We start from the raw sequence: 26,548 nt of genomic DNA, 5'->3' as shown, positions 1-26,548 counted from the left end.
TGTCGCCATTCGCCACAGGAGATCATCATGCTGAATCTGGACCGTCTCATCATCGAATTCGATAAAGGTTTGCGCACGCTGTTTGCGGATGCGCCGACCGCTCGCCCTTATCCCGATGCGAACATCGCCGATACCGAGATGAGCGAAGCGGAAAAGAAGCATGCCGCGGCGCTGATGCGCATCAACCATACCGGCGAGATCTGTGCGCAGGCCTTGTATCAGGGACAGGCGCTGACCGCACGCGATCCTGCGGTGCAGGAAAGACTGAATCATGCCGCGTGGGAGGAGACCGAGCATCTGGCCTGGACTTCGCATCGCGTGCATGAACTGGGCGGGCGCCTGAGCCTGCTCAATCCGTTCTGGTACACCGGTTCGCTGGCGCTGGGTGCCCTGGCGGGCGCACTGGGCGACAAGTGGAACCTGGGATTCCTGGCCGAGACCGAGCGACAGGTCGGCGCCCACCTGCAGAGCCACCTGGACGGACTTCCGAAACAGGATGCCAAGAGCCGCGCCGTGGCGCAGCAGATGTATGTGGATGAAGTCGGGCACGCCGATATGGCGCTGGAACTGGGTGCGGCGGAGTTGCCGCTGCCGGTGAAGCTGGCGATGCGCGGGATGTCGAAGGTGATGACGAAGACGGTTTACTGGGTTTGATCGTCATTCCGGCGAAGGCCGGAATCCAGCGGTTTGACCAATCATGCAGTTGGGTTTGTCCTCGCGATGCGAGGGTTTTTATCTTTCACTGGATTCCGGCCTTCGCCGGAATGACGGTAATGCGTGCTGGATGAGTAAAAGCTATCCTTCCACGATCTCGAAATCGTGCGTCACCTTGGCAGTCTTTCCCAGCATGATGGAGGCGGAGCAGTATTTGTCCGCGGAGAGCTTGATGGCGCGCTCGACTTGTTCGCGCTTGAGGTCTTTGCCCGTCACCACAAAGTGCAGGTGAATCTTCGTGAACACTTTGGGATCGGTTTCGGCGCGGTCGGACTGGATATCCACTACGCAATCGGAAATTTGCTGCCGCCCTTTTTTCAGGATGGTCACCACATCGTAAGCGGTACAAGCGCCGGTACCGATCAGCAACATCTCCATTGGTCGCGGTCCCAAGTTGCGTCCGCCGCCTGCGGGCGGGCCGTCCATCACTACCGCATGACCGCTTTCGGTCTCGCCGATGAAGGAAACCTCTTCTACCCATTTGATGCGTGCTTTCATTTGACACCCCGTTGAATGATCCAGTTGTCTGTTTCGTCCGCGAACCGGCAACACCGTTCCCGGATATTGTCGACGAGAATACTAAATTGCTGCCATCACCCGCAAGGAGTATCCAGCACCAACCCAGGCAAACGGGAAAGGATGGTCACGATTTTAGCTGATACCAGAACATCCCGATCAATTCGTGCAGGAAAATCCTGCTGTCCAGCAAGGCGCTGGCGCTGGGGAGGAAAGCCAGCAAGTCGATGCGGTAACGCGTGGTGTAGGCGGTCGGTGCGGGAACGACCTGGAAGCCGGCGGCCTGGAACGCCTGCACCGCACGCGGCATGTGCCAGGCATGGGTGACGAGATAGATGCGCCTGATGCCATCCTGCTTGAGCAGCTGTCTGCTCAATTGGGCATTCTCCTGCGTGTTGTCCGAGGCTCCCTCCGCCCAGCGCACGGGTACGTTGAACTCCTTTTCCAGTACCTGCTTCATCAGCTCGGCCTCGGACACGCTGTTGCCCAGCGGCGTGCCACCCGTCGTCAGGATCGGTTTGCCGGTCTCGCGGTACAGCTTGGCGGCGTAGCGCAGGCGTTCCAGTGTCTCTTTCTTTACCGTATCGCCGCCGTATTCCGGTGCGCGGAAATTGGTGCCGCCGCCCAGCACCACGATGGCATCCGCCAGCGGTTTTCGGGTATCGACGGCATAAGGCTGGCCTTCCAGGCCTTGCAGCATCGCCTCGGCGAAGAACGGCGTGGAAAGCAGCCACAGCAGCGTCACTGCCGTGCCGAGCAGCAAGCGCGCGATCAGCGGACGCTTGCTCCACAGCCATAACCCGAGGACCGCGATGAGCAGCAAATCGAGCGGCGGCAGCAGGAAGGCGCTGATCAGATTGGTGACGAACCAGGTCATATATTCAAGCCTCGATGGAAATGGATTTGCGGACAACCGGATCGACCGGCCCGTCCGCGGTCCATTATCGCAGAAGGCCGAAAAATGGCCGAGCGCGTCACAATAAAATCATCTGTGTGTCATTAAAGTTTCGCATGCGGCGGCGACACTGGCCGGCATGAAGAGTCTGCTCAAATACTGGCGCTGGTATATACCGCTGCTGCTGTGGAGTGCAGATGCCCATGCATGGGGACTCTACACCCATGTCTATTTCGCCCAGCTGCTGCTGTGGGCGGTCCCGCTTACCGATCCGCGCTATCGCCGCGCGATCAAGTCCTTCCCCAGACTGGTGCTGGCCGGCGCCTGCCTGCCGGATCTTGCGCTGTTGAGCGAACAATCCTGGGGCGAGCCGTTCTCGAGCACGCATCAATGGCAGCGTGCGCGCAAACTGCTGGACGATGCCCGGAGCGACGAGGAATACGCGCTCTCGCTGGGCTTTGTCAGCCACTTGCTGGTCGACGTGATTGCGCACAACCACTTCGTTCCCGCGCACGAGAAGATGTGGGGCAACGTCCCCGTGCTGACGCATGCCGCATGCGAGTGGGCGATGGACATGCACATCCGCACGCAGTTGTTTGCCGAGCCGGCCGAACTGATGCAGACGCACCGTGCCGAACTGGCCGAATATGTCGCGCAGCATTTTTCCTGTCCGCCGAGCCTGGCGCGGCGCGGCGTCGGTATGCTGGCCGGTGCGGAGAGCCTGCTGCGTTTCAGCCGTCTGTCGCATCTGTGCTATCGCGGTGCGCGCTGGCTCGATGCCGGGATGCAGCGCCGCTTCAACTATTACCTGAGCGAGACCGGTGCGCGGTTGACCCACATCGACCGCATCCTGCTGGGAGAAGCGCCGGTGTGGGATGCCAATCCGCATGCCGATGATCCTGTTGTGCGCCGGCGCATCGAGCTGGTCAATCCGCTGCAATTGCGGCATCGCATGCCGCTGCCGCAGGACGTGTTCAGCGAGGCCTAGGCCGCCGCCCGTGCCAGCTTGAACTGGCCGAGCGTCTCGAACAGTGCTTTCGATGCATTGGCCAGGCTCAGCATCTCGTTGCGCGCCTGCTCGATGTCGGTGGCGGTGCTGGCGCTGATGGTGGCGACCGAATTGATGTTGAGCGAGATGTTTTCCCCCGCTGCCGACTGGTCTTCGGTGGAAGAGGCGATCTGGCGCATCATCTCGGTGACGATGAGTACGGATTCCTCGATCCGGTGCAGCAGTTGTCCCATGTTCTCGCCGTGCAACACGCCCTGAGCCACTTCCTGCTTGGCCAGCGTCATGGCCTTGGTCGCCTGGTCGGTTTCGCTCTCGATCAGCTGCACGATCTTGGTGATATCCGAGGTCGCGCTGGTGGTGCGTTCCGCCAGCTTGCGCACCTCGTCCGCCACCACCGCAAAGCCGCGTCCCTGTTCGCCGGCACGCGCCGCCTCGATGGCGGCGTTGAGTGCCAGCAGGTTGGTCTGCTCGGCGATCTCCTTGATCATGCTGCTGACGCTGCCGATACGCTGGATCGCATGGTTCAGCTCGTTCATGGTCTTGACCGAGGAACTGACGGTCTGGTCGATCTGCCCCAAGGCGAGGATGGTGGACTTGCCGGTCTCGCCGCCGGATTGCACCAGCGTCAGGGTCTGCTTGGCGGCGGAAGAGGCATTCGCCGCGTTGGTGGCGATCTTCTTGATGGTGTTGCCCATGGCATCGATGGCATCGCTCACCTGGAACACCTTGGCCGACTGCTCCTTGGCGTTGGCGGTGACCGAGTGCGCCATCTGGCTGACCCCGTGCGCCGTCTTGTGCGTCTGGTTGGCCGAAACGTGCACCTCGTGCAGGATGGTCTCGAAACGCGCGATGAAATTGTTGATCGTGCTGGACAGGTGGCTGATCTCGTCGTTGTTGTATGCGGTCAGCCGCCGGCTCAGGTCGCCGTTGTGCAGGTGGTTGATCTCGCCGACGATGTCTTCCAGACGCTTGCGCAGGTGGCGGCCGAACAGGGTCTCGGCGACCACAGTGATGATCCCCAGCGCGACCAGCGGCAGCAGCACCACCCACAGCACCTTGCTCATCACCGCCTCTATCCTGTGTTCTGAGTCGGACTCGGCTGCCTTGTTCACCGTGGCCAGCTTGTCCAGCTGCTGCACCATCGGCGCGAGGTACATGCCGTACATGGCGTCTGGGATCTGCAACGCGTCGTTCGGGCTGGTCGCCGCGATCTTGATCGCGTTCCTGAAGCCCTGTACGTAGGCGCCCCACTGTCTGGATATGGCTGCCAGCTGCTCGCGCAGGTCGGGCTGCGGCGACGCATCGCCGGCTCGCTGCAGCAGTTCCTGGATGTGGGCATCGGCTTGATCCAGCTGGGTTGCGGTCTCGCCCAGGATCGGGTCGCCGCGGCTGATCGCCAGTGCGGTCGCCTTGATCTCGATCAGGCTCTTGTCCATCAGCTGCATGGTCTGGCTGGTGTGGAATTCCTGGCGCAGCTGGTTCAGGTTGATCATCACGAAGGCGATGACGGTGACCATGCCGATTACCGATATGCCCATCATGAGGCGCAGCTGTTGTTGCAGGGTCAGTGTCTTGAGCAGTGAGATGGAACGCATGTTCGGGATCTCCGAAATATGGAATGGTGGATGGGTGGGTCAGATCAGGGCGAAGGACAGTCCGGCGACGGCAGCGCCGAGCGCTGCGCCTGCCAGCACGTCGCTCGGGTAGTGCAGGCCGAGTATCGGACGCGACAGCCCAACCAGCACGCTGAACGGCAGCACCAGCCAGATCAGCCCGTGGAAGTAGGCGACTGCGACGATGCCGAACCCGACGGCGTGCATCGTGTGTCCGGACGGGAAGCTGAACTGGTCCAGCGTCTTGCCGACGCAGACGATGGCCGGATAGACGTTGAACGGGCGCGGACGCAGCGTCTTGCCCTTGATGAATTTGTAGAGCGCGGTGCCGACCAGGCCGACCGCGATCATGTGCACCACCGCTGGCAATGCGGCGCCCTGGTATTGCAGCAGCAGCACGATCATCAGCACATACCAGAACACGCCGTCGCCCAGGCGGCTGACGAGGCGGAACAGGTTGCGCACCGTGAAGCTGCGGCTCTGCCGGTTGCAGAACGCGCACAGCTCCATGTCCCAGGTCTTAATCTGTTGCAGGGGAAAGTTCAGGTTGGACATGTTGAGCTCCCTGTTTGCGGACGATGTCGAGCAGCACGGCTTCCATTTCGCCCATGATGTGTTCCCAGGTCAGCGACTCCACCGTCTGGCGTGCGGCGATGCGCAGGCGCTGTACGCGGTCCATGTCCGAGACCAGGCCGCGGGCCTGGGTCACGAACGCATCGGTGTCGGCGAAGGGGACCAGCAAGCCGTTCACGTCGTGCTGGATGTGCTGCCGTGCGGCGGCGTAATCGTAAGCGATGGTGGCCAGGCCGCTGGCCATCGCCTCGACGGTGACGTTGCCGTAGGTCTCGGTCAGGCTGGGATAGAGGAAGATGTCGCCGGAGGCGTAGTGCGTCGCCAGCGGTTCGCCGGTCTGCATCCCGGCGAAGATCACGTGCGGGTGCTGCTTCTCCAGCTCGGCGCGTGCCGGGCCGTCGCCGACCATCACCAGCCGGGCCAGCGGGTTGACCTTGCGCATCTGCTCGAATGCCTGGATGACCACGTGCAGGTTCTTTTCCGGCGCGATGCGGCTCACCAGCATGACCACCGGCGTGTTCTCGTCCGCGTTCCAGGATGCGCGCAATTCGTTGCTGCGCTTGGCCGGGTGGAACAGTTCCGCATCCACGCCGCGCGAGACCACCAGCACGTCCCTGTATCCCTCGAACTCCAGCTGTTGCTGCAGTGAAGTGGTGGGGACCAGCGTGCAGGCCGCCTTGTTGTGGAAGTGGCGCAGGTAGGCGGCGATCGGTTTCTTCAGCAGGCCGACGCCGTAGTGCTGCGTATAGCTGTGGAAGTTGGTGTGGAAATCGGTGCTCACCGGGATGTCCAGCTTGCGTGCGGCGGACAGCGCCGACCAGCCCAGCGGGCCTTCGGTGGCGATGTGCACGATGTCCGGGCGCTGCAGCTTCCACAGGCGCACCAGCAGGCCCTTGGCGGGCAGCCCGGATTTCAGTTCGGGATAGCCTGGGATGGGCATGCCGTTCACCAGCGTTTCCTCGTAGCCATCCTCTTTTGCCGCCACGTCCTGTCTGGATTGGCGAGGGCGGATCATGTGGATGCGATGCTGGCGGCGGCGCAGGCCTTGCACCATGCGCCCGATGGTGATGGCGACACCGTTCACCTCGGGCAGGTAGGTTTCAGTGACCAGCGCGATGTTCAGTTGCGCCGACGAAGTGAGGTTTTCGTTTGGTGTATTCATACGGCGCATGCTGCCGCGCGCGTGTGAATATTTGATTAAATTTTCTTGAAGAGTTGATGAACGGAACCTGTCCGCGCCCGATGCTCATGCCGTCAGCACCAGCCCCCATACCACCAGCACATTGATCAGGCTCACCAGGACTGCCGAGCTGCCGATGTCCTTAGCACGCTTGGCCAGATCGTGGTTTTCCAGCGAGATGCGGTCCACGGTGGCCTCGATGGCGGAGTTGAGCAATTCGATCACGATCACCAGCAGCACGCTGGAGATCATCAAGGCCTTGCCGATGTGGCTCACCGGCAGCCACAGCGCCAGCGGGATCATGACGATGGCGAGCAGCACTTCCTGCCGGAACGCATCCTCGTGCTTGTACGCGGCGCGGAACCCGGCCAGCGAATAGCCGAAAGCGTTCCACAAACGTACCAGACCTGTCTTACCTTTATACGGACTTTCCATCGAACGGCTCCTGAAATGTATGACATCAATGTGCTGCAGCAATATAACAGCAGTTCCCTCCCGCCAAAAAGAACGCGCACCGGACTGCGTGCGCGTAATGGGAGGGGGAAACGCAATCGGGAACTAGGCGGCCTTCCGCATGAAATGCTTGGCGTAGCGGGCGTTCATGCGCGATACCGGCATCAGGATGAACAGGTCCGCACAATTGAAGTCGGGATCCCATGCCGGCTCGCCGGCGACATAGGCACCCAGGCGCAGGTACCCCTTGATCAGCGGCGGGATGGTGACATCCAGATTCTGGTTCAGCGATTCCAGCGGCAGGCGGCAGTGCGGAAACACGTGGTATTCGGCGGGGGCGCCGTGCAGTTTGTGCACCTTGTTGTAGACGCTGGCGGCATAGTGGCCGCCGTCGCCCATGCTGATGCTGGCGCAGCCGATCAGGTATTCATGGCCGTGCTTGCCGATGTAGTCGGCCAGGCCGCTCCATAGCTGGGTGATGGTCGCGCCGTCGCGGTAATCGGGGTGCACGCAGGAGCGTCCGACTTCGACCATGCGGTCGCGCAGGTGCATCAGGCGCGACAGGTCGAATTCGGTCTCGGAGTAATAGCCGCCCGCGATCACCGCCTGCTCCGGCGGCAGGATGCGGTAGGTGCCGACGACCTTGTCGTTGCCATGGTCGCGCACCAGCAGGTGGTCGCAGAACTCGTCGAAACGGTCGATATCCAGGCCCAGTGCGGCGCTGGGCAGCTTGGCCCCCATCTCTTCGGCGAAGACCTTGAAGCGGACACGCTGGGCTTCCGCCACTTCGGCGACCGTGCGTGCCAGGCTGAAAGTGAGCCTGCCGGGTGTTTCGCGCTGCTCTTGCTTGATCAGGTCCAGCATTGTGTTCTCCCGTTGAATTGATGGGAGCAGGTTAGCGAGCGGATATTGCAGCGGGGTTAAGGGAATATGAAAAATTGATGAAGTCACTTGGCCTGGTGCGGCGAGGCCTCGTGTGCGAGCGACGGATAGAGCAGGACGCAGTAGAGCGACTGGAAGTGCTGTTCGGCTTCCATGCGCGCGATGACATGTGCGGGATCGGCGAGCTGCGGTGACATGATGGGCGCGGCATGCATGTCGGCCAGCGCCATGCTGATGTGGTGCCGCACGGAATTCGTCAGGATGCGCCGGTCGGTGCCGCTCGCCTCCAGCGGCGGGGTGGCGACCAGGCGGACGTGCAGTTCCGGTTCGCTCAGGATGTTCCACATCGAAGCGCCGAAGGACATATCGTCGATATAGGCGGCGGCCATGCTGTGTGCGCCGTTCCTGTCCTGATAACGGATGGCGACGGGATGTACCTGGGCGCCGGCGTCGATGGCGGGTTGCAGCAGCGAGGCATGGAAATGCGCCACCCGGGTGCCGTCGGTGGTGGTGCCTTCGGGGAAGATCGCAAGGCAGCCGCCGCGCTGTAGCAGCTCGACCAGTTGCACGTTGATGCGCGCGGCGGAGCGAGCCTTGCCGCGTTCGATGAACAGGGTCTGCGCGCGCGCACACAGCCAGCCGATCGCCGGCCAGCGGCGCACTTCCGATTTTGCGACGAAACGCATCGGCACCACGGCATTCAGCACGAACACATCCAGCCACGAGATGTGGTTGGTGACGATGAGGCCGTGGCGCAGCGAGCGTAGCGGATCGGCGTCATCGATCTCGATGCGCACATTGAAGATGTCCAGCAAGCCGGACGACCAGCGCTGCAGGATGCGCCGCTGCAAGGCCAGGCTGAACCATGGATAGGCCACGGCCAGGGCGAGGCCGTAGCCGATGTGCAGCGCGAGGCGCACGGCGCGGAACAGGGCGATCAGTCGTCTGGCCAAGTCGTTCTCCCGCTTCACGCTGCCGACAGCACGGAGAACACCGAGAAGGTGCACAGGTAGTCGAGTGCGCCGCCGATGCCGCAGGTGAGCAGCAGGCTGCGGATGCTGGGCGTGGTTTTTTCGGAGACTGCTGCGTTTCCTGCGGCGGTTTTTCTCATGGCATGCTCCTGGTGGTCGGTTGGCTGCGTTGCTCGATGAACAGGCTGTTGCCGGCAGTTTTTTTGGCCATCTTCTTGGCGTCGGTCATGGCGGCGGAGACTTCGTGATGCGACATGAACAGCCCCGGCTGGATCTGCGTCGCGCCGATGGACAGGCTGGTGAGCGGATGGAACGTGACGGTGCCGTCGCGCCCCTCGCTGCTGTATCCGCCGGCGGCCAGGTGCTCTTCCCGGAACATCAGTTCGGCAGCCTGTTCGAACGAACGCAGCGCCTGTTCGCAACGGCTGCGCCAGTCGCGGCTCTGCATCAGCAGGATGAAATCGTCGCCGCCGATGTGGCCGATGAAATCGAGTTTGGGATCGCAGGCCCAGCTGAGGATGCGGCCGGTGAGCTGGATCATTTCGTCGCCCTTGCGATAGCTGTAGGTATCGTTGAAGGGCTTGAAGTGGTCGAGGTCGCAATAGCAGGCGACGAAGGGGGTGTCCGCCTGCAGCAGGCGTTCGATGTGCTCATTGATCGGCACGTTGCCCGGCAGCAGCGTGAGAGGGTTGGCGTAGCGTGCGGCTTCCAGCTGCATCTGCGTCAGCTCCCGCAACAGGTCCTGTCCCGAGGCGACGCCGATGTAGCGTCCGTTTTCGGTGATGATGAAGCCGTCGGCAAAATGGCGACTGTCGGCTTCCGCCAGGAAGTGGCTGAGCTCCTCGATGGGCATGCTCTTCTCCACCAGCAGCGGTTCCCCCGCGATCAGCCCCCCGCAGGGTTTCCGGCCCATCAGTTCGCGCTGGTAGGGCTTGGCGAAGCGGTCGATGAACTGGTAGCGGTTGATCAGCCCATGCGGTTTGCCGCCCTTGACCACGGGGATGGTGCGCAGCGCGGGATTGTCGGTGAAGCGCTGGAACACATGATCGTTCAGGGTCTCGGGATGCACCGGCTCGACGTAGGTCAGCAGCTTGTGTGCGCTCATCTGCGAACGCCGGTTCAGTTCGGCCTTGGGGAAGACGGCGATGTTGGTCGAGTTGATGATGCTGCTGGTCTCGGAGGAGGCCAGCAGCGGTGGCGTCGGGCTGGGGCGTGCGATGAAATAGCCCTGGCCCAGGGCGATGCCGATGTCCTTCACTACGCGCAGCTCGGCTTCGGTCTCCACCCCTTCGGCGATGACATGGGTGCCGCAGCTCTCGGCGATGTGCTGGATGGATTTGAGGAACTGCAGCTTGATCGGGTCGTGATCCACGCCCTGCACGAAATGCATGTCGATCTTGATGAATTCCGGGCGCAGTTCCGACCACAGGCGCAGGCTGGAGAAACCTTCGCCCAGGTCGTCGATGGCGATCTTGAAGCCCATCGAGCGGTAGTGCAGCAACGCATTGCGCATGCCTTCGAAATCGAAGGTCGGCTGGTTCTCGGTGATCTCGATGATGACCCGTTCCGGGTTGAGGCCCAGCTGGCTCAGGAAGGCCAGCGTCTGGCCGTTCTTGAAGCTCGGGTTGGTCAAGGTCAGCGGGCTGACGTTGAGGAAAAGGTTGCCGGGCAGGTTGAGCCGGGCGAATGTTTCCAGCACGGTCTGGCGCGACAGCATCTCCAGTTCCAGCTGCAGCCCCTGCTGTTCCGCGGCGCCGAACAGGTTGATCGGGGAATGCAGCGGACTGTCCGCCGGACCGCGTATCAATCCCTCGAAGCCCAGGAACTCGCCGCTCTTGAGATCGATGATGGGTTGGAACAGTGCGCTCAAGCGTCGCTGTTCCAGGATTTCGCGGAGAGGCGTCATTGCTTGCTCCTTCATGCGCGGCAAGGGTAGTCTTGCCAAAAACTGTGCGCGGGCGGTGGTGCGGTACTTTTCGACAGGTAGAATGCCGAGCATGGAGTCCTCCTGCTAGCCTGATTTGGGAGCGGACGATAACTCCGGCTTGTTACGCGAATATGACGGGGAGAAGATGGGGATACTTGGCTTGCGGCACCGACCTTCCGGCGTGAACGCACGTTTTGCCGGCAAGGGATGGCCATTCGCGGACTACGTGTCGCAAACGCAGGCGATGCTGCGACAGCTTCATGAAGGGAAGAATGAAGCGGAAAGGATCGTCACGGGCAACTCCCCTTTCGAGCTGCATCCTGCGGGCGACTATCGGCAGGGGCGCGACAAGCCTTGCCGGCGCGGCGTGCTGCTGACGCACGGCCTGACAGATTCCCCCTATCACATGCGGCATTTGGCCGCGTTCTTCCAGCGCAACGGCTTTCGCGTGATGGCGGTGCTGCTGCCGGGGCATGGTACCCAGCCCGGCGACCTGCTCGAGATGCACCGACGCGAATGGGCGGCGGCCGTGGCCTATGGTGCCGACTGCCTCGCCGCCGAGGCGGACGAGATTTACCTGGCCGGTTTCTCGGCGGGCGCCGCATTGAGCGTGCTGCAGGCCGTGCAGGATTTGCGGGTGCGAGGCCTGTTCCTGTTCTCGCCGGCTTTCGAGATCACCCCGCTGGCGCGCTGGGCCAACCTGCATAAGCTCTATAGCTGGCTGATGCCCGCTGCGGCGTGGGTCAGCGTGATGCAGGACAAGGACCTGTATAAATATGAGTCGTTCTGCAAGAACGCGGCAGCGCAGATGCACGCGCTGACGCAGGCCTTGCCGCAATGCGACATGGACATCCCGGTATTCGCCGCCGCCAGTGCGGACGATGCCACGGTGATGCCGGCCGCGACCCTGCGGTTCATGCAGCGTGCGCGGCATCCATGCAGCAGGCTGGTCTGGTACTCGACCGAAAAGATCGAACGGCGCAATGTGGAATGGGTGGATAGCGCCATCCCCGAAAGACGCATCCTGAGCAGTGCCCATACCGCCATCGTCATGCCGCCGGACGACCCGCACTACGGCGCGGCCGGGGATTATGCCAACTGCCTGCATTATTGCGAGAAGGATGGCGAGCGCTATCGCGCCTGCATGACGCAGCCGCAGGACGCCTGGCTGGGCGAGGTGGATCCGCAGTATCTCGGCCGGGGCTTGTTGCGCCGCCTGATGTACAACCCGCACTATGCTGCGATGGAAGCGTCCATGCAGAGATTCATCGAGGAATTGCCATGAACGGAACGTTGGTCTTCGCCCATCGCGGCGCGAACAGGGAGGCGGCTGAAAACACGCGCACCGCTTTCGACAAGGCACTGCATTACCCGATAGACGGCATCGAGACCGATGTGCAGCTGAGCCGCGACGAGATCGCCGTGCTGTGGCATGACCGCGACCTGAAGAAACTGGAGCTGCCCGGCAAGCGCATCGACGATTTCGACCTGGCACAGTTGCAGGCGATGGATTTCGCCGCGCATTTCGGCGCATCGGCTACTCCCGAAGGGGTGATGCAGCTGCGGGAGTTCATTGCCGCCTACCGCGCGCGCTGCCGTTTGCTGCTGGAGATCAAGAATCGCGACTGGGAATCTGTCGCGCGCCAGGAGTTGAAGGTCAGGCAGACGCTGGCGCTGGCCGGGCCGGCGGCGGACGACCGCATCATGGTCTCTTCCTTCAACCTGGACAGCCTGGTCTATGCGCATCGCATCGATCCCCGTTGCCCGCTGGTGTTCAATCTTGAGCCGGAACACGATGTGGATTTCGCGCGGCGGACATTGACCCGACAGCCCTTCCTGCATGGCCTGTGTGTCCACATCTCCACGCTGGACGTTGATATGATGGGTCTGGTGCGCGAACGCGGCAAACGCATCGCCGTGTATACCTGCAACAGCGAAGCCGAGATCGGCCGCGCGCTGGCGCTGGAAGTGGATGTGCTGATCAGCGACGTGCCGCAGATGGCGTTGCGGATGAGGGACGAATGAAGCGCGACTTTTCCGCGCTGCGCGGGGAGTTCGACCTGCTGGTCTGCGGCGGCGGCATCTACGGCGCGTGGACTGCTTACGATGCGGCACTGCGCGGTCTGCGGGTCGCGCTGGTAGAGCAGGGCGACTGGGCGGGCGCGACCTCGTCGGCGTCGAGCAAGCTGATCCACGGCGGCCTGCGCTATCTGGAGACCTACGATTTCCGGCTGGTGCGCAAGGCGCTGAAGGAGCGGAGCCTGCTGTTGCAGGCGGCACCGCATCGCGTGTGGCCGCTGCGCTTCGGCGTGCCGGTGTATGCGGACAGCCGCAACGGCACCTTGTTGCTGAAAGCGGGACTGACCTTGTACGACATGCTGGCCGGGTTCCCGGACGAGCCGATGCGGCATCGTTACCACGGCAAGCAGGAATTCTCCGCTCATTTCCCGTTTCTGGACGATGCCACCCTGAAGGGCGGCTTCACCTACGGCGACGCGCAGACCGACGATGCGCGGCTGGTGCTGGAGCTGGTAGCAGGTGCGATGGCGCATGGCGCGGTGTGCGTCAATTATGCCAGGCTCGTGGCATGGAACGAGGAGCGCGCGCAGGTGTGCGGCGCCACGGTGCTGGACGTGGAGAGCGGCATCACGACACAAGTGCGCGCCAGCCAATGCGTGAGCACAGCCGGGCAATGGACGGCTGCGACGGAACAAGGCAGGTCATGGTGCCGCCTGAGCAAGGGCATCCATCTGGTGCTGCCGGCCTTGCCGACGAACGAGGCGATCCTGCTCACGACGAAAGAGGACGGACGCGTGTTCTTTGTCATCCCGTGGTACGGGCGCACGCTGCTCGGCACTACCGATACCGATTATCGTGGCGACATCGAGCATGTGATGGTCGAAGAGGCTGACGTGGAATACCTGCTGGCCGCCGCCAGCCGCTACCTGAAGACGGCGTGGACCCGGGCGGATGTCATCGGCAGCTATGCCGGCTTGCGTGTGATGAAGCGGAGCGATGCCGCGCATCCTTCTGACGCCAGCCGCGATTGGGAACTGAAGGCCGCCGCCAACGGCCTGCTTTACGCCATCGGCGGCAAGCTCACCTCGGCGCGCGAAGACGCGACCGTGATCGTCGATACGGTATGCGCCCGGCTTGGTGTGGCGGCCGGCTGTGCTACCCGGGGCGGGGGCTTCCCCTGGGAGCCCCTGCAGGATTTTGCGGCCTGGTCGGCTGATGCTGTGGCGACGGCGCAGCGCTTCGGCATCGATGCGGAGTGCGCGGGATGGCTGCTGCATCGCCACGGCGCCCGCGTCGATCAGGTCTTGCGCATGGTCGAGGAAACGCCACAGCTGGCCGCGCGCATCGTGCCGGCGCTGCCATTCGTCTATGCCGATCTGCTGCTGTGCGCGCGCGACGAGATGGCGGTACACCTGTCCGACCTGTTGCGCCGGCGCATGCCGTTGCTGATCCTGGCGCGGCTGGACGCCCGTGCGGTGCGTCATCTGGCGGAACTGGTGGCGCCGGTTCTGGGCTGGGACGAAGCCAGGATCGTCCAGGAGACCGGGGCTTGTTGCGCATGATCGCCGCCGTCGCGCTCGACCTGGGAACGACGGCGATCAAGGCGGGCCTGCTGTCGCAGGACGGTACGCTCAGCAGTATCGTGGTTCGGCCGGCACCCGAGATCGTCGCGGACGGCGGACGGTATGAGAGCGATGCACTGGCCTATGCGCAGGCTGCCGATGTGGTGCTGGCCGAATGTCTGGCGCAGACGGATTCCCGCCAGCTCTTGGGTCTGTGCAGCCAGCGCTCTTCTTTCCTGCTGTGGGAGCGCGTCAGCGGCAAGCCGGTCACGCCGCTCATCTCCTGGCAGGATGACAGGGGCAAGGAGAGCTGTGCCGCATTGCGCGAGCATGAGGGCGTCATCCGCAAGCTGGCCGGATTGCCGCTGACGCCGTATTACCTGGCGCCGAAACTGCGGGCCTTGCTGCAAGGGCAGCCGGCATGGCGCGAGCGGTTGCTGAGCGGCGAATGGCTGCTGGGGACGCTGGACACCTTTCTCATCTGGCGCTGGACCGGCGGCGAGCGGTATCTGACCGATGTTTCGATGGCGGCCCGCACCTTGTTGATGGATATCCATGGCCGGCGGTGGTCGCCGGAATTGTGCGGACTGTTCGACATCCCTTTGCAGGCCTTGCCGCAGATAGGACCTTCGACCGGCCTCGGTATCCCGTTGAACAATGGTTTGGTCCTGCAGGCCAGCATGGGCGACCAGTCGGCCGCGCTGGTGGCCAGTATCCCCGCCGGGCAGCCGGAAGCACTGGTCAACCTGGGGACCGGCGGGTTCGTCGTCTGTTACCTGCCTGAAGGCAGGAGTGCCCCAGACGGCTATTTGCAGACGCTGGTTTGGCAGGACGGGGCGCGGCGGGCATACCTGGCCTGCGAGGGGACGCTCAATTCCATCGCGGCCGCGCTGGCGCCTTATCCGGCGGCGATGTGCCGGGTGGAAGAGCTGGCCTGCGACGATATCTTCTGCCTGGCCGAGCCGAGCGGACTGGGTGCGCCGTATTTTCGCAGCGATCTGGGCGTGACGTTCTCGGCGCCGGTGGGGCACCTGCCGCCGCAGCGGGTCGCCGGCCTGCTGCTGGAAGGCATCATTTTCCGCGTGGCGCGGATACTGGAGGATTTCCAGCGCGAATGCGGCATCCGGCGCGCCTGTTTGTCCGGCGGCCTGTCCGGCCTGGAGTGCCTGCAGCAAGGGATCGCGCTTTGCGCACCTTTCCCCATCCAGCGGCTGGTGCAGGCTGAGGCTGGCCTGGTCGGGGCGGCCCGGCTGGCTGCCGGAATGGATGGTACGTACGGCAGAGCGGCCGCAAACATAGAGGTACCGCAGTTTCCATCCGGGTTGCCGGGGAAATATGGGCGCTGGAAGGCGTGGCTGGACGGGGTGCTGCGCAACCGGGCTCCGGGGCAGGCGGAGCGGATCAACGGATAGATGTTTGACACGGGGGGAGGTCTCGCATAGAATGCGCGCCCTTCGCAGTCTGTTATCCATTTTTAGTTTTAGGAAATGCCATGAAAACATTTTCCGCAAAGCCGCACGAAGTCCAGCACGACTGGCTGCTGGTCGATGCCAGCAATCAAGTACTGGGGCGTTTGGCCAGCCAGATCGCAGCCCGTTTGCGCGGCAAGCATAAGGCCATCTATACGCCGCACGTCGATACCGGCGATTTCGTTGTGGTCGTCAATGCCGACAAGTTGCGCGTGACCGGCAACAAGGCACAGGCCAAGATGTACTACCGCCACTCCACTTACCCGGGCGGCCTGTACGAAACGAATTTCACCAAGCTGCAACAGCGCCATCCGCAGCGCGTGCTGCAAAAGGCCGTGCGCGGCATGTTGCCGAAAGGCCCGCTGGGCTACGCCATGCTGAGCAAGCTCAAGGTGTACGGCGGTGCGACCCATCCGCACAGCGCGCAGCAACCGAAACCCATCGATCTGTTGAAGGCTTAATCATGAGCGTGACTTATAACTACGGAACGGGCCGTCGCAAGAGCGCGGTGGCACGTGTGTTCATCAAGCCTGGCAAGGGCGAAATCATCGTCAACGACAAGCCGATCGACGTGTTCTTCTCCCGCGAGACAGGCCGCATGGTGGTGCGTCAGCCGCTGGAACTGACCGAGACGGTGGGCAAATTCGACATCATGGTGAACGTCACCGGTGGCGGCGAATCCGGTCAGGCCGGTGCGGTGCGCCACGGCATTACCCGTGCATTGATTGACTACGATGCCAACCTCAAGTCCACCTTGAGCAAGGCAGGCCTGGTGACCCGAGATGCGCGTGAAGTCGAGCGTAAAAAGGTCGGTCTGCGCAAGGCGCGTCGCAGGAAGCAATTCTCCAAGCGTTAATCCCTTGCAGGGGGTTCGCAGGACAGAAAAAGCCGCCTTTGGGCGGCTTTTTCCTTTATCATTTACAGCTGATTTTTGGGGTGAGAACTGTGTTGAAGATCGGGATCGTAGGCGGTACGGGTTATACCGGAGTCGAGTTGCTGCGGTTGCTGGCGGGACATCCGCAGGCCGAGTTGCGGGCGATCACTTCGCGTGCCGATGCCGGTATGCCGGTGAGCCAGATGTTCCCCAGCTTGCGTGGCTACGTCGACCTTGCGTTTACCCATCCGGACCAGGCGGGTCTCGACCAGTGCGATGTGGTGTTCTTCGCCACTCCCAATGGCATTGCCATGCAGCAGGCGCGCGCCTTGCTGGAAGCCGGGGTGCGGGTGATCGACCTGGCTGCCGATTTCCGTATCAAGGACATCGCCGTCTGGGAGAAGTGGTACGGCATGAGCCATGCCTGCCCGGACCTGGTTGCCGAGGCCGTATATGGCCTGCCGGAAGTGAACCGGGCGCAGATCAGGCAGGCGCGGCTGGTGGCGAATCCGGGGTGTTATCCGACCGCGGTGCAGCTGGGTTTCATTCCTTTGCTGGAGGCTGGGCTGATCGAGGACGGTTCGCTGATCGCCGATGCCAAATCCGGTGTGTCCGGGGCTGGGCGCAAGGCCGAGATCCACACCCTGTTCGCTGAGGCGGGCGACAATTTCAAGGCTTACGGAGTGGCAGGCCATCGGCACCTGCCGGAGATCAGGCAAGGCCTGGCGAACGTGATCGGCAAACCGGTCGGGCTGACTTTCGTGCCGCACCTGACGCCGATGATACGCGGCATCCATGCCACATTGTATGGGCGGCTCAAGCAGGATGCCGACTTGCAGGCGTTGTTCGAGCAGCGCTATGCCAACGAAGCGTTCGTCGATGTGCTGCCTGCCGGCAGCCTGCCGGAGACGCGTTCTGTGCGCGGCTCCAACCTGTGCCGCATCGCGGTGCACAGGCCGCAAGGCGGCGATACCGTGGTGGTGCTGTCGGTGATCGACAATCTGGTGAAAGGGGCGGCGGGGCAGGCGGTGCAGAACATGAACATCATGTTCGGTTTGCCCGAGTCGACCGGATTGAACGTGGTTCCACTGTTGCCCTGACATGGCGATGATACGGAGCTTAAGGCGCAAATTCAGTATCTCGGCTCCGCGGCTGTCGGTACGCCCGCATGTGCCGTGGTATGTGCGCTGGGCGATCGTGTTGCCGATTCTGGCGCTGTTCGGCCTGCTGGTCTGGTGGGCCTACAATTCCGGGCTGGAATTCGCGGGATTCCACCGCGGCCAGACAGAGAAGGAACTGACCGAACTGCGCGAACGGGTGCATTACCTGGAAAGCGAGAATGCTTCCCAGGCCAATCAGATCGCAGCCTATGAACGCCAGGGGCAGATCGAGCAGGCGTCGACCCAGGGCATCGAGGCACAGCTGAGAAGTCTGAACGACGAGAATGCGCGCCTGAAGGAGGATCTGCTGTTCTTCCAGAACCTGCCGCTGACCGGCGCACGCGAGGCCGAGCTGTCCATCCACCGGCTGAAGATCGAGCCGGATTCGCTGCCCGGCGAATATCTGTGCCGCATGTTGCTGGTGCAGAGCGTGCAGCAACGGGGCAAGGCGTTCCAGGGGAATATGCAGCTGGTGGTCAACGGCGAGCAAGATGGCAGAAAAGTAGTGCTACAATTCCCGCAGGAAGACTCGCCGTCGGATGTGGCGGGTTACCAGCTGAGTTTCAAGTATTACCAGCGTGTGGACAAGGGTTTCAAGCTGCCGCCGGAGATGAAGGTCGAGAGCGTCCAGGTGCGGGTGTTCGAAAAAGGGATGCAGGAACCCAAGGTGCAACAGACGGTCAACTTGCCGTCGTAAAGGAGAGGCAGGCATGTTCAGCAGTCGGAATAGTAAACCGCAGAACCGTATCGACTCCCTGGTCGGCGCCGGGACCCGGATCGATGGCAACGTCAGTTTTACCGGCGGCTTGCGCGTGGACGGAGAGATCAAGGGCAATGTCATTGCTGATCTGAGCAGGCCGAGCACCCTGGTGCTGAGCGAGCATGCGCGCGTGGATGGCGAGATCAGGGTTACCCATCTGGTGGTGAACGGCACCGTCGTGGGGCCCGTGAACGCCTCGGAATACCTGGAACTGCAGAGCAAGGCCAAGGTCACAGGAGATGTGCACTATAAGACGCTGGAGATACAGTTGGGCGCGATCGTCGAAGGCAGACTGATTCATTTGGCGGAAGCGGAAGACAAGGTAGTGGCATTCAAACTCGGTGCAGCCGAGTCTTAATCAAACATTTTAGGAGGCAATATGAATACAGTGACCGATATACAAGACCCGCTGCTCTTTACCGACAGCGCTGCGAACAAGGTGAAGCAACTGATCGAAGAGGAAGGCAATGCCGAACTGAAACTGCGCGTGTTCGTGACGGGCGGCGGCTGCTCCGGTTTCCAGTACGGCTTCACCTTCGACGAGATGGTCAACGACGACGACACCGTGATGAACAAGAACGGCGTGCAGTTGCTGATCGATCCGATGAGCTTCCAGTATCTGGTTGGCGCTGAGATCGACTATACCGAAGGCTTGGAAGGTTCCCAGTTCGTCATCAAGAACCCGAATGCCACCACGACCTGCGGTTGCGGTTCGTCGTTCTCGGCGTAGGTTTGAAGCGGATTGTTGCAAGGACGGGGCGCGAGAGCGCCCCGTTTTGTTTTATGCGGGATAGATCGCACCCAGTACACAGGGGTGTTTCGCCCCGGTGACGGCAGGCAGGTTTGCGGGGTGCAGGTGCAAGGCCTGTTGCGCCAGCCAGGCGAAGGCGATGGCTTCCATCCAGTCGGCGGCGATGCCCAAGGTCTCGGTCTTCAGGATGCGGCAGTGCGGCAATGCGCGTTGCAGGTGCGAGACCAGCGCTGCGTTGTGCGCGCCGCCACCGCACAGGTAGAGTTCTTCGGCACCGGTGCAGAAGCGTTGCGCGGCAGCGGCAATGCTGTCGCCAGTGAGCGCCAGCAGGGTCGCCTGCACGTCAGCCGGGGACTCTTCTCCGCTCAGGTGTCGTTCCAGCCAGGCGAGGTTGAACAGGTCTCGCCCCGTGCTTTTGGGCGGGAGGGTGGCGAAATAGGACTCGGCCAGCAGGCGCTGCAGCAGGGCGGGGATAATCTTGCCGCTGGCAGCCCAGGCGCCGTCCCGATCATAGGCATGACCCTGGTGGCGGGCGATCCAGGCATCCATCAGCAGGTTGCCGGGGCCGGAGTCGAATCCCGTCGTCGTGCTGCCGGGCGGAAGGTCGGTCAGGTTGGCGATGCCGCCGATGTTGACGATCACCCGATGGATGCCGGAATGGCGCAAGACCCGGTCATGAAAGGCCGGAACCAGCGGGGCTCCCTGACCGCCTGCTGCGATGTCGCGGCTGCGGAAATCACCCACCACATGGATGCCGGTCAGTTCCGCCAGCAGGGCCGGGTTGTTGAGCTGAATGGTATAGCCGTGTTCGGGGCGGTGGCGCACGGTCTGGCCGTGACAGCCGATGGCCTGCACATGTTCCGGTGTCATTCGAGCCTTGTTCAGCAAGACCTGAGTGGCGCTGGCGTATTCGCGCGCCAGCTGGTTGGCGGTAAGCTGGGCCTGGTGCAGTTCGTTATGCGAGACCTGGTGCAGCGAGAGCAGCGCTTCCCTGAGCGGCCCCGCATACGGCTGGTAATGGCTGGCGACGAGGCGGGGCGAGGTTTGCGAAAGATCGACCAGTGCGGCATCGATCCCGTCCAGGCTGGTGCCGGACATGATGCCGATATAGAGGTCGGGAGCCGTACTCACCTAGTCGAGATTGGCGATGCGGGTATTGTGATAGGTGTCCAGCTGGGCGAACAGCGCACCGGTTGCCGCGCTGAAGGCGGTACGCTGCGCTTCGCTGATCGGCTTGCCGTCGGGCAGCGCCACTTTCAGCGGGTCGCGCTGCACGCCGTTCATCTTGAACTCGTAATGCAGGTGCGGTCCGGTGGCCAGACCGGTCATGCCGACGTAGCCGATGATCTGGCCTTGCCCTACGCGCTGGCCCTTGTGCAGGCCGCTGGCGAAACGCGACAAGTGCCCGTAGACCGTGGAGAAGCGACCCTGGTGGTCGACCATCACCACGTTGCCGTAGCCCCCCTGTTTGCCGACGAAGGAAACGACGCCGTCGCTGGTGACCTTGACCTTGGTACCCATCGCTGCCGCGTAATCCACGCCCTTGTGCGAGCGCCACTTGTTCAGGATCGGATGGAAGCGCGACTTGCTGAAGCCGGAACTGACGCGCGAGAACTCCAGCGGCGAACGCAGGAAAGCCTTGCGCATGCTCTTGCCTTCCGGCGAGTAATAGTCGCCGGTGTACTCGGTAGTCTGGAAATAGGCGGCGCGGAATGCATGCCCGTGGTTGATGAACTCGGCGGAGAGGATGCGGCCGGTGCGGGCTGGTTCGCCGTTGACGTAGTTCATCTCGTAGATCACCGTGAACTTGTCGCCCTTGCGCAGATCGCGGTGGAAGTCGATGTCGCCGCCGAAGATGTCGGCCAGCTGGTTGGCGGCCGGGTCGGGCAGGCCGACCTCGTCGGTTGCGGCGAACAGGTTGGTCTTGATCTCGCCGGTACGGATCTGGATGCGTTTTTCGGTCACCGCGGGCAGGCTGCTTACCTTGAACCCGCCGCCGTTCTTTTCGATGACGACCTGGTTGCCGTCGCTGTCCGGATAGCGCAGCGCCAGCAGTGCACCGTTGGCGTCCGTCTCGGCCTGGACTTCCTTGCCCACGGACAGCCGGCGCAACCCTTCGGCAGCCTTGTTCTTGCGCAGGTAATCGCTGGCGGCCTGGTCTTCCACGTTCAGCCGGCGCAGCAGTTCGGCAATCGTATCGCCGCGCTGGATGCGCTCGTTGCGCCAGAAGCTCGTTGCACTGGTGGCCACCGCCGTGGCGGAAGGCAGCGCGATATCCTCGATCACGGTCTGTTGCGCACCCGAAATCACGTCCGTCTGCGGCATGATGCCGAAAGCAGTCACCACCCCTAGCAAAGGCAGGCTGGACAAGGTGACGAACCATCGCAGCTTCATTTTGTGCGCGTGTGACAAGGTGTTTTGCGGTAACATTCGCGCCTCCCAAGGCGGTAGAGCCTGTGAATGACCGTGCATCTTTAACGGCAAACACAATGACTTATTGAATTTTAGGGCGCCACTTTAACAGAAAGCGGCAACCCCTCAAAATCCGCTCAAGCGACGAACAAGTGACAGACAAGCGGTCTTTCGACATGGATCAACAGGAAATCCTCAATCAAATCAAGCGCGGCAGCGACGAGCTGCTGCTCGAATCCGAACTGGAGAAAAAACTGGCGCAAGGGCGTCCGTTGCGCGTCAAGGCAGGCTTCGATCCCACCGCGCCAGACCTGCACCTCGGCCACACAGTCCTGCTCAACAAGATGCGCCAATTGCAGGACCTCGGGCACCATGCCCTGTTCCTGATCGGCGACTTCACCGGCATGATCGGCGATCCTACCGGCAAGAATGCCACCCGCCCCCCGCTGTCGCGCGAGCAGGTGCTTGCCAATGCGCAGAGCTACCGCGACCAGGTGTTCAAGGTGCTGGATCCGGACAAGACCGAGGTGGTGTTCAACTCCGCCTGGATGGACAAATTCAGCGCGGTCGACCTGATCCGGCTCGCCGCCACCCATACCGTGGCGCAGATGCTGGAACGCGACGATTTTTCCAAGCGCTACAAGGGCAACCAGCCCATCGCCATTCACGAATTCATTTACCCGCTGGTGCAGGGCTACGATTCGGTCGCGCTCAAGGCCGACATCGAACTTGGCGGCACCGACCAGAAGTTCAACCTGCTGATGGGGCGCGAACTGCAGAAGCATTTCGGTCAGCCGGCGCAGTGCGTGCTCACCATGCCGCTGCTGGAAGGCCTCGACGGCATCAACAAGATGTCCAAGTCGCTGGGCAACTACGTCGGCATCACCGATACCCCGCAGGACATGTTCGGCAAGCTCATGTCCGTTTCCGACGACCTGATGTGGCGCTACCTGGAACTGCTGTCGTTCCGCAGCCTGGCACAGATCGCCAATTTCAAGGAAGAAGTCGCGCAAGGGCGCAACCCGCGCGACATCAAGGTGATGCTGGCGCAGGAGATCGTTGCACGCTTCCACTCGCAAAAGGCAGCCGAAGACGCGCTGGCGGAATTCGAGGCGCGCTTCCAGAAAGGCGTGCTGCCGGAGGACATGCCCGAACTTGCCGTGCAATCGGTCAACGGCAGCATCGCCATCGCCAGCCTGCTCAAACAGGCCAATCTCGTCGCCAGCACCTCGGAAGCGCTGCGCATGATCGACCAGGGCGGCGTCAAGCTGGATGGCGAAAAGGTCAGCGACAAGGCGCTGCAGCTCAAGGCCGGTGCGGTCGTGGTGGCGCAGGTCGGCAAGCGCAAGTTCGGCCGCGTCAGCATCGGCTGATGCCGGTGCCGCCTCGCACGAACCGCTACAGGGGCAAGCTTTCCGGGCCGTGGAAGGCGCAGTGAAAGGCGTGCATGCTCGGTTGGATCAAGTACGTATTCGTTTCGCACTGGCTGCAGTACAGCCTGCTGGCGGCGACCTGGTTCGGCGGCTACATCATCCATGACCATCTGACCTCTCCCTTGCTTGTGCTGTATTACGCGGCGCATATTTTCGCGGCGGCCGCATTCTTCGGCGTCGGCATGTTCTATCTGCATCCCGGCAACAAGGACATCGCCTCGCGCCTGCATTCCGCCTCGCCGCAAGACGTCACCCGCACCGTGCACCGGCTTATCTTCCATGTGCTGAGGGCATTGCCGTTCACCGGCGCCCTCATCTTCCTGGTGCCGGACAGCGGTTACGCACTCGGCAAGGACGGCTCGTTCTGGCTGACCCACGTTTACAACGACAACTTCGCCCACATGCTGCACGGCATGCTGTTCTACCTGATCGTCCTGGCCGGACTGTTCAATTTCCTGTTCGTGCTGAACAGGCGCCGCAAAGGACGCTAGCGGGCGCCCGCTGTCCGATAATCTGCCGCCGGAGAACAAGTCCTTGGCTCGGTCAGGTGGCTTTTGCCCCCGCCGGCCCGCCGGTCATGGCCGGCCTTGCGGAAAATATCGGTTGTGGAATAAGCCGTTGTTTTGTAGAATCGCGCCCTCGATTTTTTGGTAGAAGGTAGTTTGTTCATGACAACCGTACGTGTTAAAGAGAATGAGCCGTTCGAAGTGGCGATGCGCCGCTTCAAGCGTTCTGTGGAAAAGACCGGCCTGCTGACCGAGTTGCGCGCCCGCGAGTTTTACGAAAAGCCCACCGCAGAGCGCAAGCGCAAGCTGGCCGCTGCCGTGAAGCGCCACTACAAGCGCCTGCGCAGCCAGACTCTGCCTCCGAAGCTGTACTGATCCTTTTCAATAAGGCGACGCCGCAATCCTTGGAGGTTGCGGCGTTTGTTTTTGCGCAGAGGTGCACATGAGTCTGAAGCAGCAGATCACTGAGGACATGAAAACCGCGATGCGGGCCAAGGAAACGGCGCGCCTCGGGGCCATCCGCCTTTTGCTTGCCGCGATGAAGCAGCGCGAAGTGGACGAGCGCATCGAACTGACCGACGCCGATGTGGTGGCCGTCATCGAAAAGATGCTGAAGCAGCGTCGCGATTCCATCAGCCAGTATGAGGCTGCTGGTCGCCAGGACCTGGCCGATGTCGAGAAATTCGAAGTCTCGATCTTGCAGGCTTATATGCCGCAGCAACTCGGCGAAGCCGAGATCGCCGCCGCCATCGCCGAAGCCATCGTTGCGACGGGCGCCGCCGGTCCGCAAGACATGGGCAAGGTGATGGGCGTGGTCAAGCCCAAGCTGGCCGGACGCGCCGACATGGGCAAGGTTTCCGGCCTGATCAAGGCCCAGCTCACCAAGTAACGAAAACCTGCTGCGCGACCAGATTGCTGCGTTGCGCGGTGCCCGAAATCCTCATGTACTTTGAGTACATTCCGGTTTCTGCGCTCCGTGCGCCTTGCACTCTGGCCGCTCGCTACGGTTTTCAAGCTTCACGATAGAATTCTGGTTTCTTAATAAGTCTTAGGCGAGGGCGGAGTGATTCCAAAAAGTTTCATTCAGGATCTGCTCAATCGCCTCGACATCGTGGATGTGATCGAGCGCTACCTTCCGCTCAAGAAGGCCGGCGCCAACTACGTCGCCTGCTGCCCCTTCCATAACGAAAAATCCCCGTCCTTCACGGTCAGCCAGTCCAAGCAGTTCTACCATTGCTTCGGTTGCGGCGCACATGGCACCGCCATCGGCTTCGTCATGGAGCACACCGGCATGGGTTTCGTCGAGGCGGTGGAAGAGCTGGCCAAGAGCATCGGCGTCACCGTTCCCAAGGAAGCTTCCAATGTGCCGCAGCACAAGGTTGCGCCCGATCTCTATGAGCTGATGCAATCCGCCACGCGCTATTACCGCGAACAACTCAAAAAGACCCCGCGCGCCATCGACTACCTCAAGGGGCGCGGCCTCTCCGGCGAAGTCGCCGCGCGCTTCGGCATCGGCTATGCGCCGGACGACTGGCAGAACCTGAAGGCTGCCGTGCCGAATTATCAGGACGCCAGCCTGGTCGAGACCGGCCTGGTGATCGCGGGGGAAGAGGGCAAGCGCTACGACCGCTTCCGCGACCGCATCATGTTCCCCATCGTCAACGTGCGCGGCCAGGTCATCGGTTTCGGCGGGCGCGTGCTGGACAAGGGCGAGCCCAAATACCTCAATTCGCCGGAAACGCCGCTGTTCGAAAAAGGCCACGAACTCTACGGCCTGTTCCAGGCGCAAAAGGCCATCCGCGCCCAGCAACGCGTCATCGTGGTCGAAGGCTACATGGACGTGGTGGCACTGGCGCAGCACGGCGTGGAATATGCCGTCGCCACGCTGGGCACGGCCACCACGCCGTACCATGTGCAGAAGCTGCTGCGCCTGTGCGACCAGGTGGTGTTCTGTTTCGACGGCGACCGCGCCGGCCAGAAGGCGGCGTGGCGCGCGCTGGAGAACGCGCTGCCGCAACTGCAGGACGGCAAGCGCCTCGGTTTCCTTTTCCTGCCGGAAGAACACGATCCCGACACCTACATCCGCGAATACGGCCACGAGGCCTTCGAGCACGAACTGGAGAATTCGCTGCCGCTGTCGGGCTACCTGCTGCGCGAACTGACCGCGCAGGTGGACCTGCGCACCCAGGAAGGCAAGAGCACCCTGCTCAAAAACGCGCAGCCGCTGATCACCGCCATCACCGCGCCTACCACGGCGCTGCTGCTGCGCAAGGAAGTGGCCGCTTTGGCCGGCGTCACGCAGGCCGAACTGGAAGCGCTGTGGTCGATCAAGCCGGTTGCGGCAGCGCCGCGTGCCGCACCGCCCAAGGCCAGGCGCGCCGCGCCTTCCAGCCTGCGCACCTTGCTGCGCTGCCTGGTGATGAAGCCGGAGTTGGCGCGCGAACTGCCTGCCGACTGGCTGCGGGAAGGACATGCCGAGGGCGCCGAAGGCGCGGCCATCTCCGCGCTGGCCGATTGGCTGCAGGAATCCGCCGACGAGGCCAGCACGGCGGCGCTGATCCAGCATTTCCAGGGCGCGGCCCATGAAACCGTGTTCGCCGCCGCACAAGGCGAGATCATGCATCTGGGCGACGATTACGATGTCCGGGCGGATTTCGATGGCATCCTGCGCAAGATCCGCCGCGATGCCATCGAAGCCGAGATGGCCGCATTGCTGCACGGCAAGGGGCTGGGCATGGATGCCGCTGAGCGGGCGCGCCACGAACAGCTGAAGGAAGAACTCAAACAGCTGAAGGCGCAGCCCGGCTGAATGACACGGGGCGGGCACGCTATTTGCTGGCCTTGGGCGTTGCTGAAAATGCAGCTAAGC

General features: G+C 62.5%; 29 protein-coding genes. 17 read left to right on the top strand and 12 right to left on the bottom strand.

What is annotated here, in order from left to right:
* Positions 1–27: 27 nt before the first annotated feature.
* Entirely contained in the window at positions 28–654 is a 627-nt protein-coding gene (gene coq7, locus L6418_RS10770; RefSeq protein WP_237246921.1) for a 2-polyprenyl-3-methyl-6-methoxy-1,4-benzoquinone monooxygenase, read from the top strand.
* Positions 655–795: 141 nt separating this feature from the next.
* On the opposite strand, the gene L6418_RS10765 is transcribed toward coq7, so the two are convergent.
* Together L6418_RS10765 and L6418_RS10760 are read right to left on the bottom strand one after the other, a co-directional pair.
* Positions 796–1,212: an OsmC family protein gene (locus L6418_RS10765; protein ID WP_237246920.1), complete on the bottom strand. Its 417-nt coding sequence runs from the start codon at positions 1,210–1,212 to the stop codon at positions 796–798.
* Positions 1,213–1,357: 145 nt separating this feature from the next.
* On the bottom strand, positions 1,358–2,107 hold the full coding sequence (locus tag L6418_RS10760) for a YdcF family protein (RefSeq protein WP_237246919.1): 750 nt from the start codon (positions 2,105–2,107) through the stop codon (positions 1,358–1,360).
* Positions 2,108–2,264: 157 nt separating this feature from the next.
* Here L6418_RS10760 and L6418_RS10755 point away from each other — a divergent pair, with 157 nt between their 5' ends.
* Positions 2,265–3,113: a zinc dependent phospholipase C family protein gene (locus tag L6418_RS10755; RefSeq protein WP_237246918.1), complete on the top strand. Its 849-nt coding sequence runs from the start codon at positions 2,265–2,267 to the stop codon at positions 3,111–3,113.
* Here L6418_RS10755 and L6418_RS10750 read toward each other — a convergent pair.
* From L6418_RS10750 to L6418_RS10715, 8 genes are all read right to left on the bottom strand, one after another.
* Complete coding sequence (locus L6418_RS10750; protein WP_237246917.1) at positions 3,110–4,729, bottom strand: methyl-accepting chemotaxis protein; 1,620 nt, start codon at positions 4,727–4,729, stop codon at positions 3,110–3,112. The genes L6418_RS10755 and L6418_RS10750 overlap by 4 nt on opposite strands.
* 39 nt (positions 4,730–4,768) lie before the next feature.
* Positions 4,769–5,302 carry a phosphatase PAP2 family protein gene (locus L6418_RS10745; RefSeq protein ID WP_237246916.1) on the bottom strand — a complete coding sequence of 178 codons (534 nt, stop codon included), beginning with the start codon at positions 5,300–5,302 and terminating at the stop codon, positions 4,769–4,771.
* A complete protein-coding gene (locus tag L6418_RS10740) occupies positions 5,268–6,482 on the bottom strand; it encodes a glycosyltransferase family 1 protein (RefSeq protein ID WP_237246915.1) in 1,215 nt (404 codons plus the stop codon). The genes L6418_RS10745 and L6418_RS10740 overlap by 35 nt, the downstream gene beginning before the upstream one ends.
* A gap of 84 nt (positions 6,483–6,566) precedes the next feature.
* A complete protein-coding gene (locus L6418_RS10735; protein ID WP_237246914.1) occupies positions 6,567–6,935 on the bottom strand; it encodes a diacylglycerol kinase in 369 nt (122 codons plus the stop codon).
* A gap of 123 nt (positions 6,936–7,058) precedes the next feature.
* Positions 7,059–7,817 (bottom strand): GNAT family N-acetyltransferase, encoded by a 759-nt coding sequence (locus L6418_RS10730; RefSeq protein ID WP_237246913.1) that lies wholly within the window; start codon positions 7,815–7,817, stop codon positions 7,059–7,061.
* An 83-nt stretch (positions 7,818–7,900) separates the two neighbouring features.
* Positions 7,901–8,788, bottom strand: a complete 888-nt coding sequence (locus L6418_RS10725) for a 1-acyl-sn-glycerol-3-phosphate acyltransferase (protein WP_237246912.1) — start codon at positions 8,786–8,788, stop codon at positions 7,901–7,903.
* A gap of 14 nt (positions 8,789–8,802) precedes the next feature.
* Positions 8,803–8,946, bottom strand: a complete 144-nt coding sequence (locus tag L6418_RS10720; protein ID WP_237246911.1) for a hypothetical protein — start codon at positions 8,944–8,946, stop codon at positions 8,803–8,805.
* The gene (locus tag L6418_RS10715) at positions 8,943–10,805 is read right to left on the bottom strand and encodes a GGDEF domain-containing protein (RefSeq protein WP_237246910.1); all 1,863 of its coding nucleotides are present in this window, start codon (positions 10,803–10,805) and stop codon (positions 8,943–8,945) included. The genes L6418_RS10720 and L6418_RS10715 overlap by 4 nt, the downstream gene beginning before the upstream one ends.
* 46 nt (positions 10,806–10,851) lie before the next feature.
* Between L6418_RS10715 and L6418_RS10710 the strand changes: the two genes are divergently transcribed.
* From L6418_RS10710 to erpA, 10 genes are all read left to right on the top strand, one after another.
* Positions 10,852–12,018, top strand: a complete 1,167-nt coding sequence (locus L6418_RS10710; protein WP_237246909.1) for a carboxylesterase — start codon at positions 10,852–10,854, stop codon at positions 12,016–12,018.
* Positions 12,015–12,758, top strand: coding sequence for a glycerophosphodiester phosphodiesterase (locus L6418_RS10705; RefSeq protein ID WP_237246908.1), 744 nt, complete (start codon positions 12,015–12,017; stop codon positions 12,756–12,758). The genes L6418_RS10710 and L6418_RS10705 overlap by 4 nt, the downstream gene beginning before the upstream one ends.
* Positions 12,755–14,314: a glycerol-3-phosphate dehydrogenase/oxidase gene (locus tag L6418_RS10700; RefSeq protein ID WP_237246907.1), complete on the top strand. Its 1,560-nt coding sequence runs from the start codon at positions 12,755–12,757 to the stop codon at positions 14,312–14,314. The genes L6418_RS10705 and L6418_RS10700 overlap by 4 nt, the downstream gene beginning before the upstream one ends.
* Positions 14,311–15,726, top strand: coding sequence for an FGGY family carbohydrate kinase (locus tag L6418_RS10695; protein WP_237248734.1), 1,416 nt, complete (start codon positions 14,311–14,313; stop codon positions 15,724–15,726). Before L6418_RS10700 ends, L6418_RS10695 begins: the two co-directional genes overlap by 4 nt.
* A gap of 80 nt (positions 15,727–15,806) precedes the next feature.
* Positions 15,807–16,244 (top strand): 50S ribosomal protein L13, encoded by a 438-nt coding sequence (rplM, locus tag L6418_RS10690; RefSeq protein WP_237246906.1) that lies wholly within the window; start codon positions 15,807–15,809, stop codon positions 16,242–16,244.
* A gap of 2 nt (positions 16,245–16,246) precedes the next feature.
* Positions 16,247–16,639: a 30S ribosomal protein S9 gene (rpsI, locus tag L6418_RS10685; RefSeq protein WP_237246905.1), complete on the top strand. Its 393-nt coding sequence runs from the start codon at positions 16,247–16,249 to the stop codon at positions 16,637–16,639.
* Positions 16,640–16,728: 89 nt separating this feature from the next.
* The gene (gene argC / locus L6418_RS10680) at positions 16,729–17,757 is read left to right on the top strand and encodes an N-acetyl-gamma-glutamyl-phosphate reductase (protein ID WP_237246904.1); all 1,029 of its coding nucleotides are present in this window, start codon (positions 16,729–16,731) and stop codon (positions 17,755–17,757) included.
* A gap of 7 nt (positions 17,758–17,764) precedes the next feature.
* Positions 17,765–18,514: a keratin gene (locus L6418_RS10675; protein ID WP_237246903.1), complete on the top strand. Its 750-nt coding sequence runs from the start codon at positions 17,765–17,767 to the stop codon at positions 18,512–18,514.
* A gap of 13 nt (positions 18,515–18,527) precedes the next feature.
* Positions 18,528–18,935, top strand: coding sequence for a polymer-forming cytoskeletal protein (locus L6418_RS10670; RefSeq protein ID WP_237246902.1), 408 nt, complete (start codon positions 18,528–18,530; stop codon positions 18,933–18,935).
* A gap of 21 nt (positions 18,936–18,956) precedes the next feature.
* Positions 18,957–19,307 (top strand): iron-sulfur cluster insertion protein ErpA, encoded by a 351-nt coding sequence (erpA, locus tag L6418_RS10665; RefSeq protein ID WP_237246901.1) that lies wholly within the window; start codon positions 18,957–18,959, stop codon positions 19,305–19,307.
* Positions 19,308–19,358: 51 nt separating this feature from the next.
* Here the strand turns inward: erpA and L6418_RS10660 are convergent, their stop codons facing one another.
* Together L6418_RS10660 and L6418_RS10655 are read right to left on the bottom strand one after the other, a co-directional pair.
* On the bottom strand, positions 19,359–20,459 hold the full coding sequence (locus tag L6418_RS10660) for an anhydro-N-acetylmuramic acid kinase (RefSeq protein WP_237246900.1): 1,101 nt from the start codon (positions 20,457–20,459) through the stop codon (positions 19,359–19,361).
* On the bottom strand, positions 20,460–21,722 hold the full coding sequence (locus tag L6418_RS10655) for an OapA family protein (RefSeq protein ID WP_237246899.1): 1,263 nt from the start codon (positions 21,720–21,722) through the stop codon (positions 20,460–20,462).
* Between the two features lie 194 nt (positions 21,723–21,916).
* On the opposite strand from L6418_RS10655, the gene tyrS reads away from it, so the two are divergent.
* From tyrS to dnaG, 5 genes are all read left to right on the top strand, one after another.
* Complete coding sequence (gene tyrS, locus L6418_RS10650) at positions 21,917–23,113, top strand: tyrosine--tRNA ligase (RefSeq protein ID WP_237246898.1); 1,197 nt, start codon at positions 21,917–21,919, stop codon at positions 23,111–23,113.
* Between the two features lie 74 nt (positions 23,114–23,187).
* On the top strand, positions 23,188–23,664 hold the full coding sequence (locus L6418_RS10645; protein ID WP_237246897.1) for a hypothetical protein: 477 nt from the start codon (positions 23,188–23,190) through the stop codon (positions 23,662–23,664).
* A 177-nt stretch (positions 23,665–23,841) separates the two neighbouring features.
* Positions 23,842–24,054: a 30S ribosomal protein S21 gene (gene rpsU / locus L6418_RS10640; RefSeq protein WP_013030570.1), complete on the top strand. Its 213-nt coding sequence runs from the start codon at positions 23,842–23,844 to the stop codon at positions 24,052–24,054.
* Positions 24,055–24,121: 67 nt separating this feature from the next.
* Entirely contained in the window at positions 24,122–24,568 is a 447-nt protein-coding gene (locus tag L6418_RS10635; RefSeq protein ID WP_237246896.1) for a GatB/YqeY domain-containing protein, read from the top strand.
* 174 nt (positions 24,569–24,742) lie between these two features.
* Positions 24,743–26,488 (top strand): DNA primase, encoded by a 1,746-nt coding sequence (gene dnaG, locus L6418_RS10630; protein ID WP_237246895.1) that lies wholly within the window; start codon positions 24,743–24,745, stop codon positions 26,486–26,488.
* Positions 26,489–26,548: the final 60 nt, after the last annotated feature.

This window comes from Sideroxyarcus emersonii (assembly GCF_021654335.1).
Classification (GTDB): domain Bacteria; phylum Pseudomonadota; class Gammaproteobacteria; order Burkholderiales; family Gallionellaceae; genus Sideroxyarcus; species Sideroxyarcus emersonii.
The sequence above is the reverse complement of the archived record's forward strand: the minus strand, read 5'-3'. Positions and strand labels throughout refer to the sequence as shown.

Bases quoted from the DNA above. Each gene is read 5' to 3' on its own strand.
- coq7 (WP_237246921.1), top strand. From the start codon at position 28: ATGCTGAATCTGGACCGTCTCATCATCGAATTCGATAAAGGTTTGCGC.
- L6418_RS10765 (WP_237246920.1), bottom strand. From the start codon at position 1,212: ATGAAAGCACGCATCAAATGGGTAGAAGAGGTTTCCTTCATCGGCGAG.
- L6418_RS10760 (WP_237246919.1), bottom strand. From the start codon at position 2,107: ATGACCTGGTTCGTCACCAATCTGATCAGCGCCTTCCTGCTGCCGCCG.
- L6418_RS10755 (WP_237246918.1), top strand. From the start codon at position 2,265: ATGAAGAGTCTGCTCAAATACTGGCGCTGGTATATACCGCTGCTGCTG.
- L6418_RS10750 (WP_237246917.1), bottom strand. From the start codon at position 4,729: ATGCGTTCCATCTCACTGCTCAAGACACTGACCCTGCAACAACAGCTG.
- L6418_RS10745 (WP_237246916.1), bottom strand. From the start codon at position 5,302: ATGTCCAACCTGAACTTTCCCCTGCAACAGATTAAGACCTGGGACATG.
- L6418_RS10740 (WP_237246915.1), bottom strand. From the start codon at position 6,482: ATGAATACACCAAACGAAAACCTCACTTCGTCGGCGCAACTGAACATC.
- L6418_RS10735 (WP_237246914.1), bottom strand. From the start codon at position 6,935: ATGGAAAGTCCGTATAAAGGTAAGACAGGTCTGGTACGTTTGTGGAAC.
- L6418_RS10730 (WP_237246913.1), bottom strand. From the start codon at position 7,817: ATGCTGGACCTGATCAAGCAAGAGCAGCGCGAAACACCCGGCAGGCTC.
- L6418_RS10720 (WP_237246911.1), bottom strand. From the start codon at position 8,946: ATGAGAAAAACCGCCGCAGGAAACGCAGCAGTCTCCGAAAAAACCACG.
- L6418_RS10715 (WP_237246910.1), bottom strand. From the start codon at position 10,805: ATGCTCGGCATTCTACCTGTCGAAAAGTACCGCACCACCGCCCGCGCA.
- L6418_RS10705 (WP_237246908.1), top strand. From the start codon at position 12,015: ATGAACGGAACGTTGGTCTTCGCCCATCGCGGCGCGAACAGGGAGGCG.
- L6418_RS10700 (WP_237246907.1), top strand. From the start codon at position 12,755: ATGAAGCGCGACTTTTCCGCGCTGCGCGGGGAGTTCGACCTGCTGGTC.
- L6418_RS10695 (WP_237248734.1), top strand. From the start codon at position 14,311: ATGATCGCCGCCGTCGCGCTCGACCTGGGAACGACGGCGATCAAGGCG.
- rplM (WP_237246906.1), top strand. From the start codon at position 15,807: ATGAAAACATTTTCCGCAAAGCCGCACGAAGTCCAGCACGACTGGCTG.
- rpsI (WP_237246905.1), top strand. From the start codon at position 16,247: ATGAGCGTGACTTATAACTACGGAACGGGCCGTCGCAAGAGCGCGGTG.
- L6418_RS10675 (WP_237246903.1), top strand. From the start codon at position 17,765: ATGATACGGAGCTTAAGGCGCAAATTCAGTATCTCGGCTCCGCGGCTG.
- L6418_RS10670 (WP_237246902.1), top strand. From the start codon at position 18,528: ATGTTCAGCAGTCGGAATAGTAAACCGCAGAACCGTATCGACTCCCTG.
- erpA (WP_237246901.1), top strand. From the start codon at position 18,957: ATGAATACAGTGACCGATATACAAGACCCGCTGCTCTTTACCGACAGC.
- L6418_RS10655 (WP_237246899.1), bottom strand. From the start codon at position 21,722: ATGAAGCTGCGATGGTTCGTCACCTTGTCCAGCCTGCCTTTGCTAGGG.
- tyrS (WP_237246898.1), top strand. From the start codon at position 21,917: ATGGATCAACAGGAAATCCTCAATCAAATCAAGCGCGGCAGCGACGAG.
- L6418_RS10645 (WP_237246897.1), top strand. From the start codon at position 23,188: ATGCTCGGTTGGATCAAGTACGTATTCGTTTCGCACTGGCTGCAGTAC.
- rpsU (WP_013030570.1), top strand. From the start codon at position 23,842: ATGACAACCGTACGTGTTAAAGAGAATGAGCCGTTCGAAGTGGCGATG.
- L6418_RS10635 (WP_237246896.1), top strand. From the start codon at position 24,122: ATGAGTCTGAAGCAGCAGATCACTGAGGACATGAAAACCGCGATGCGG.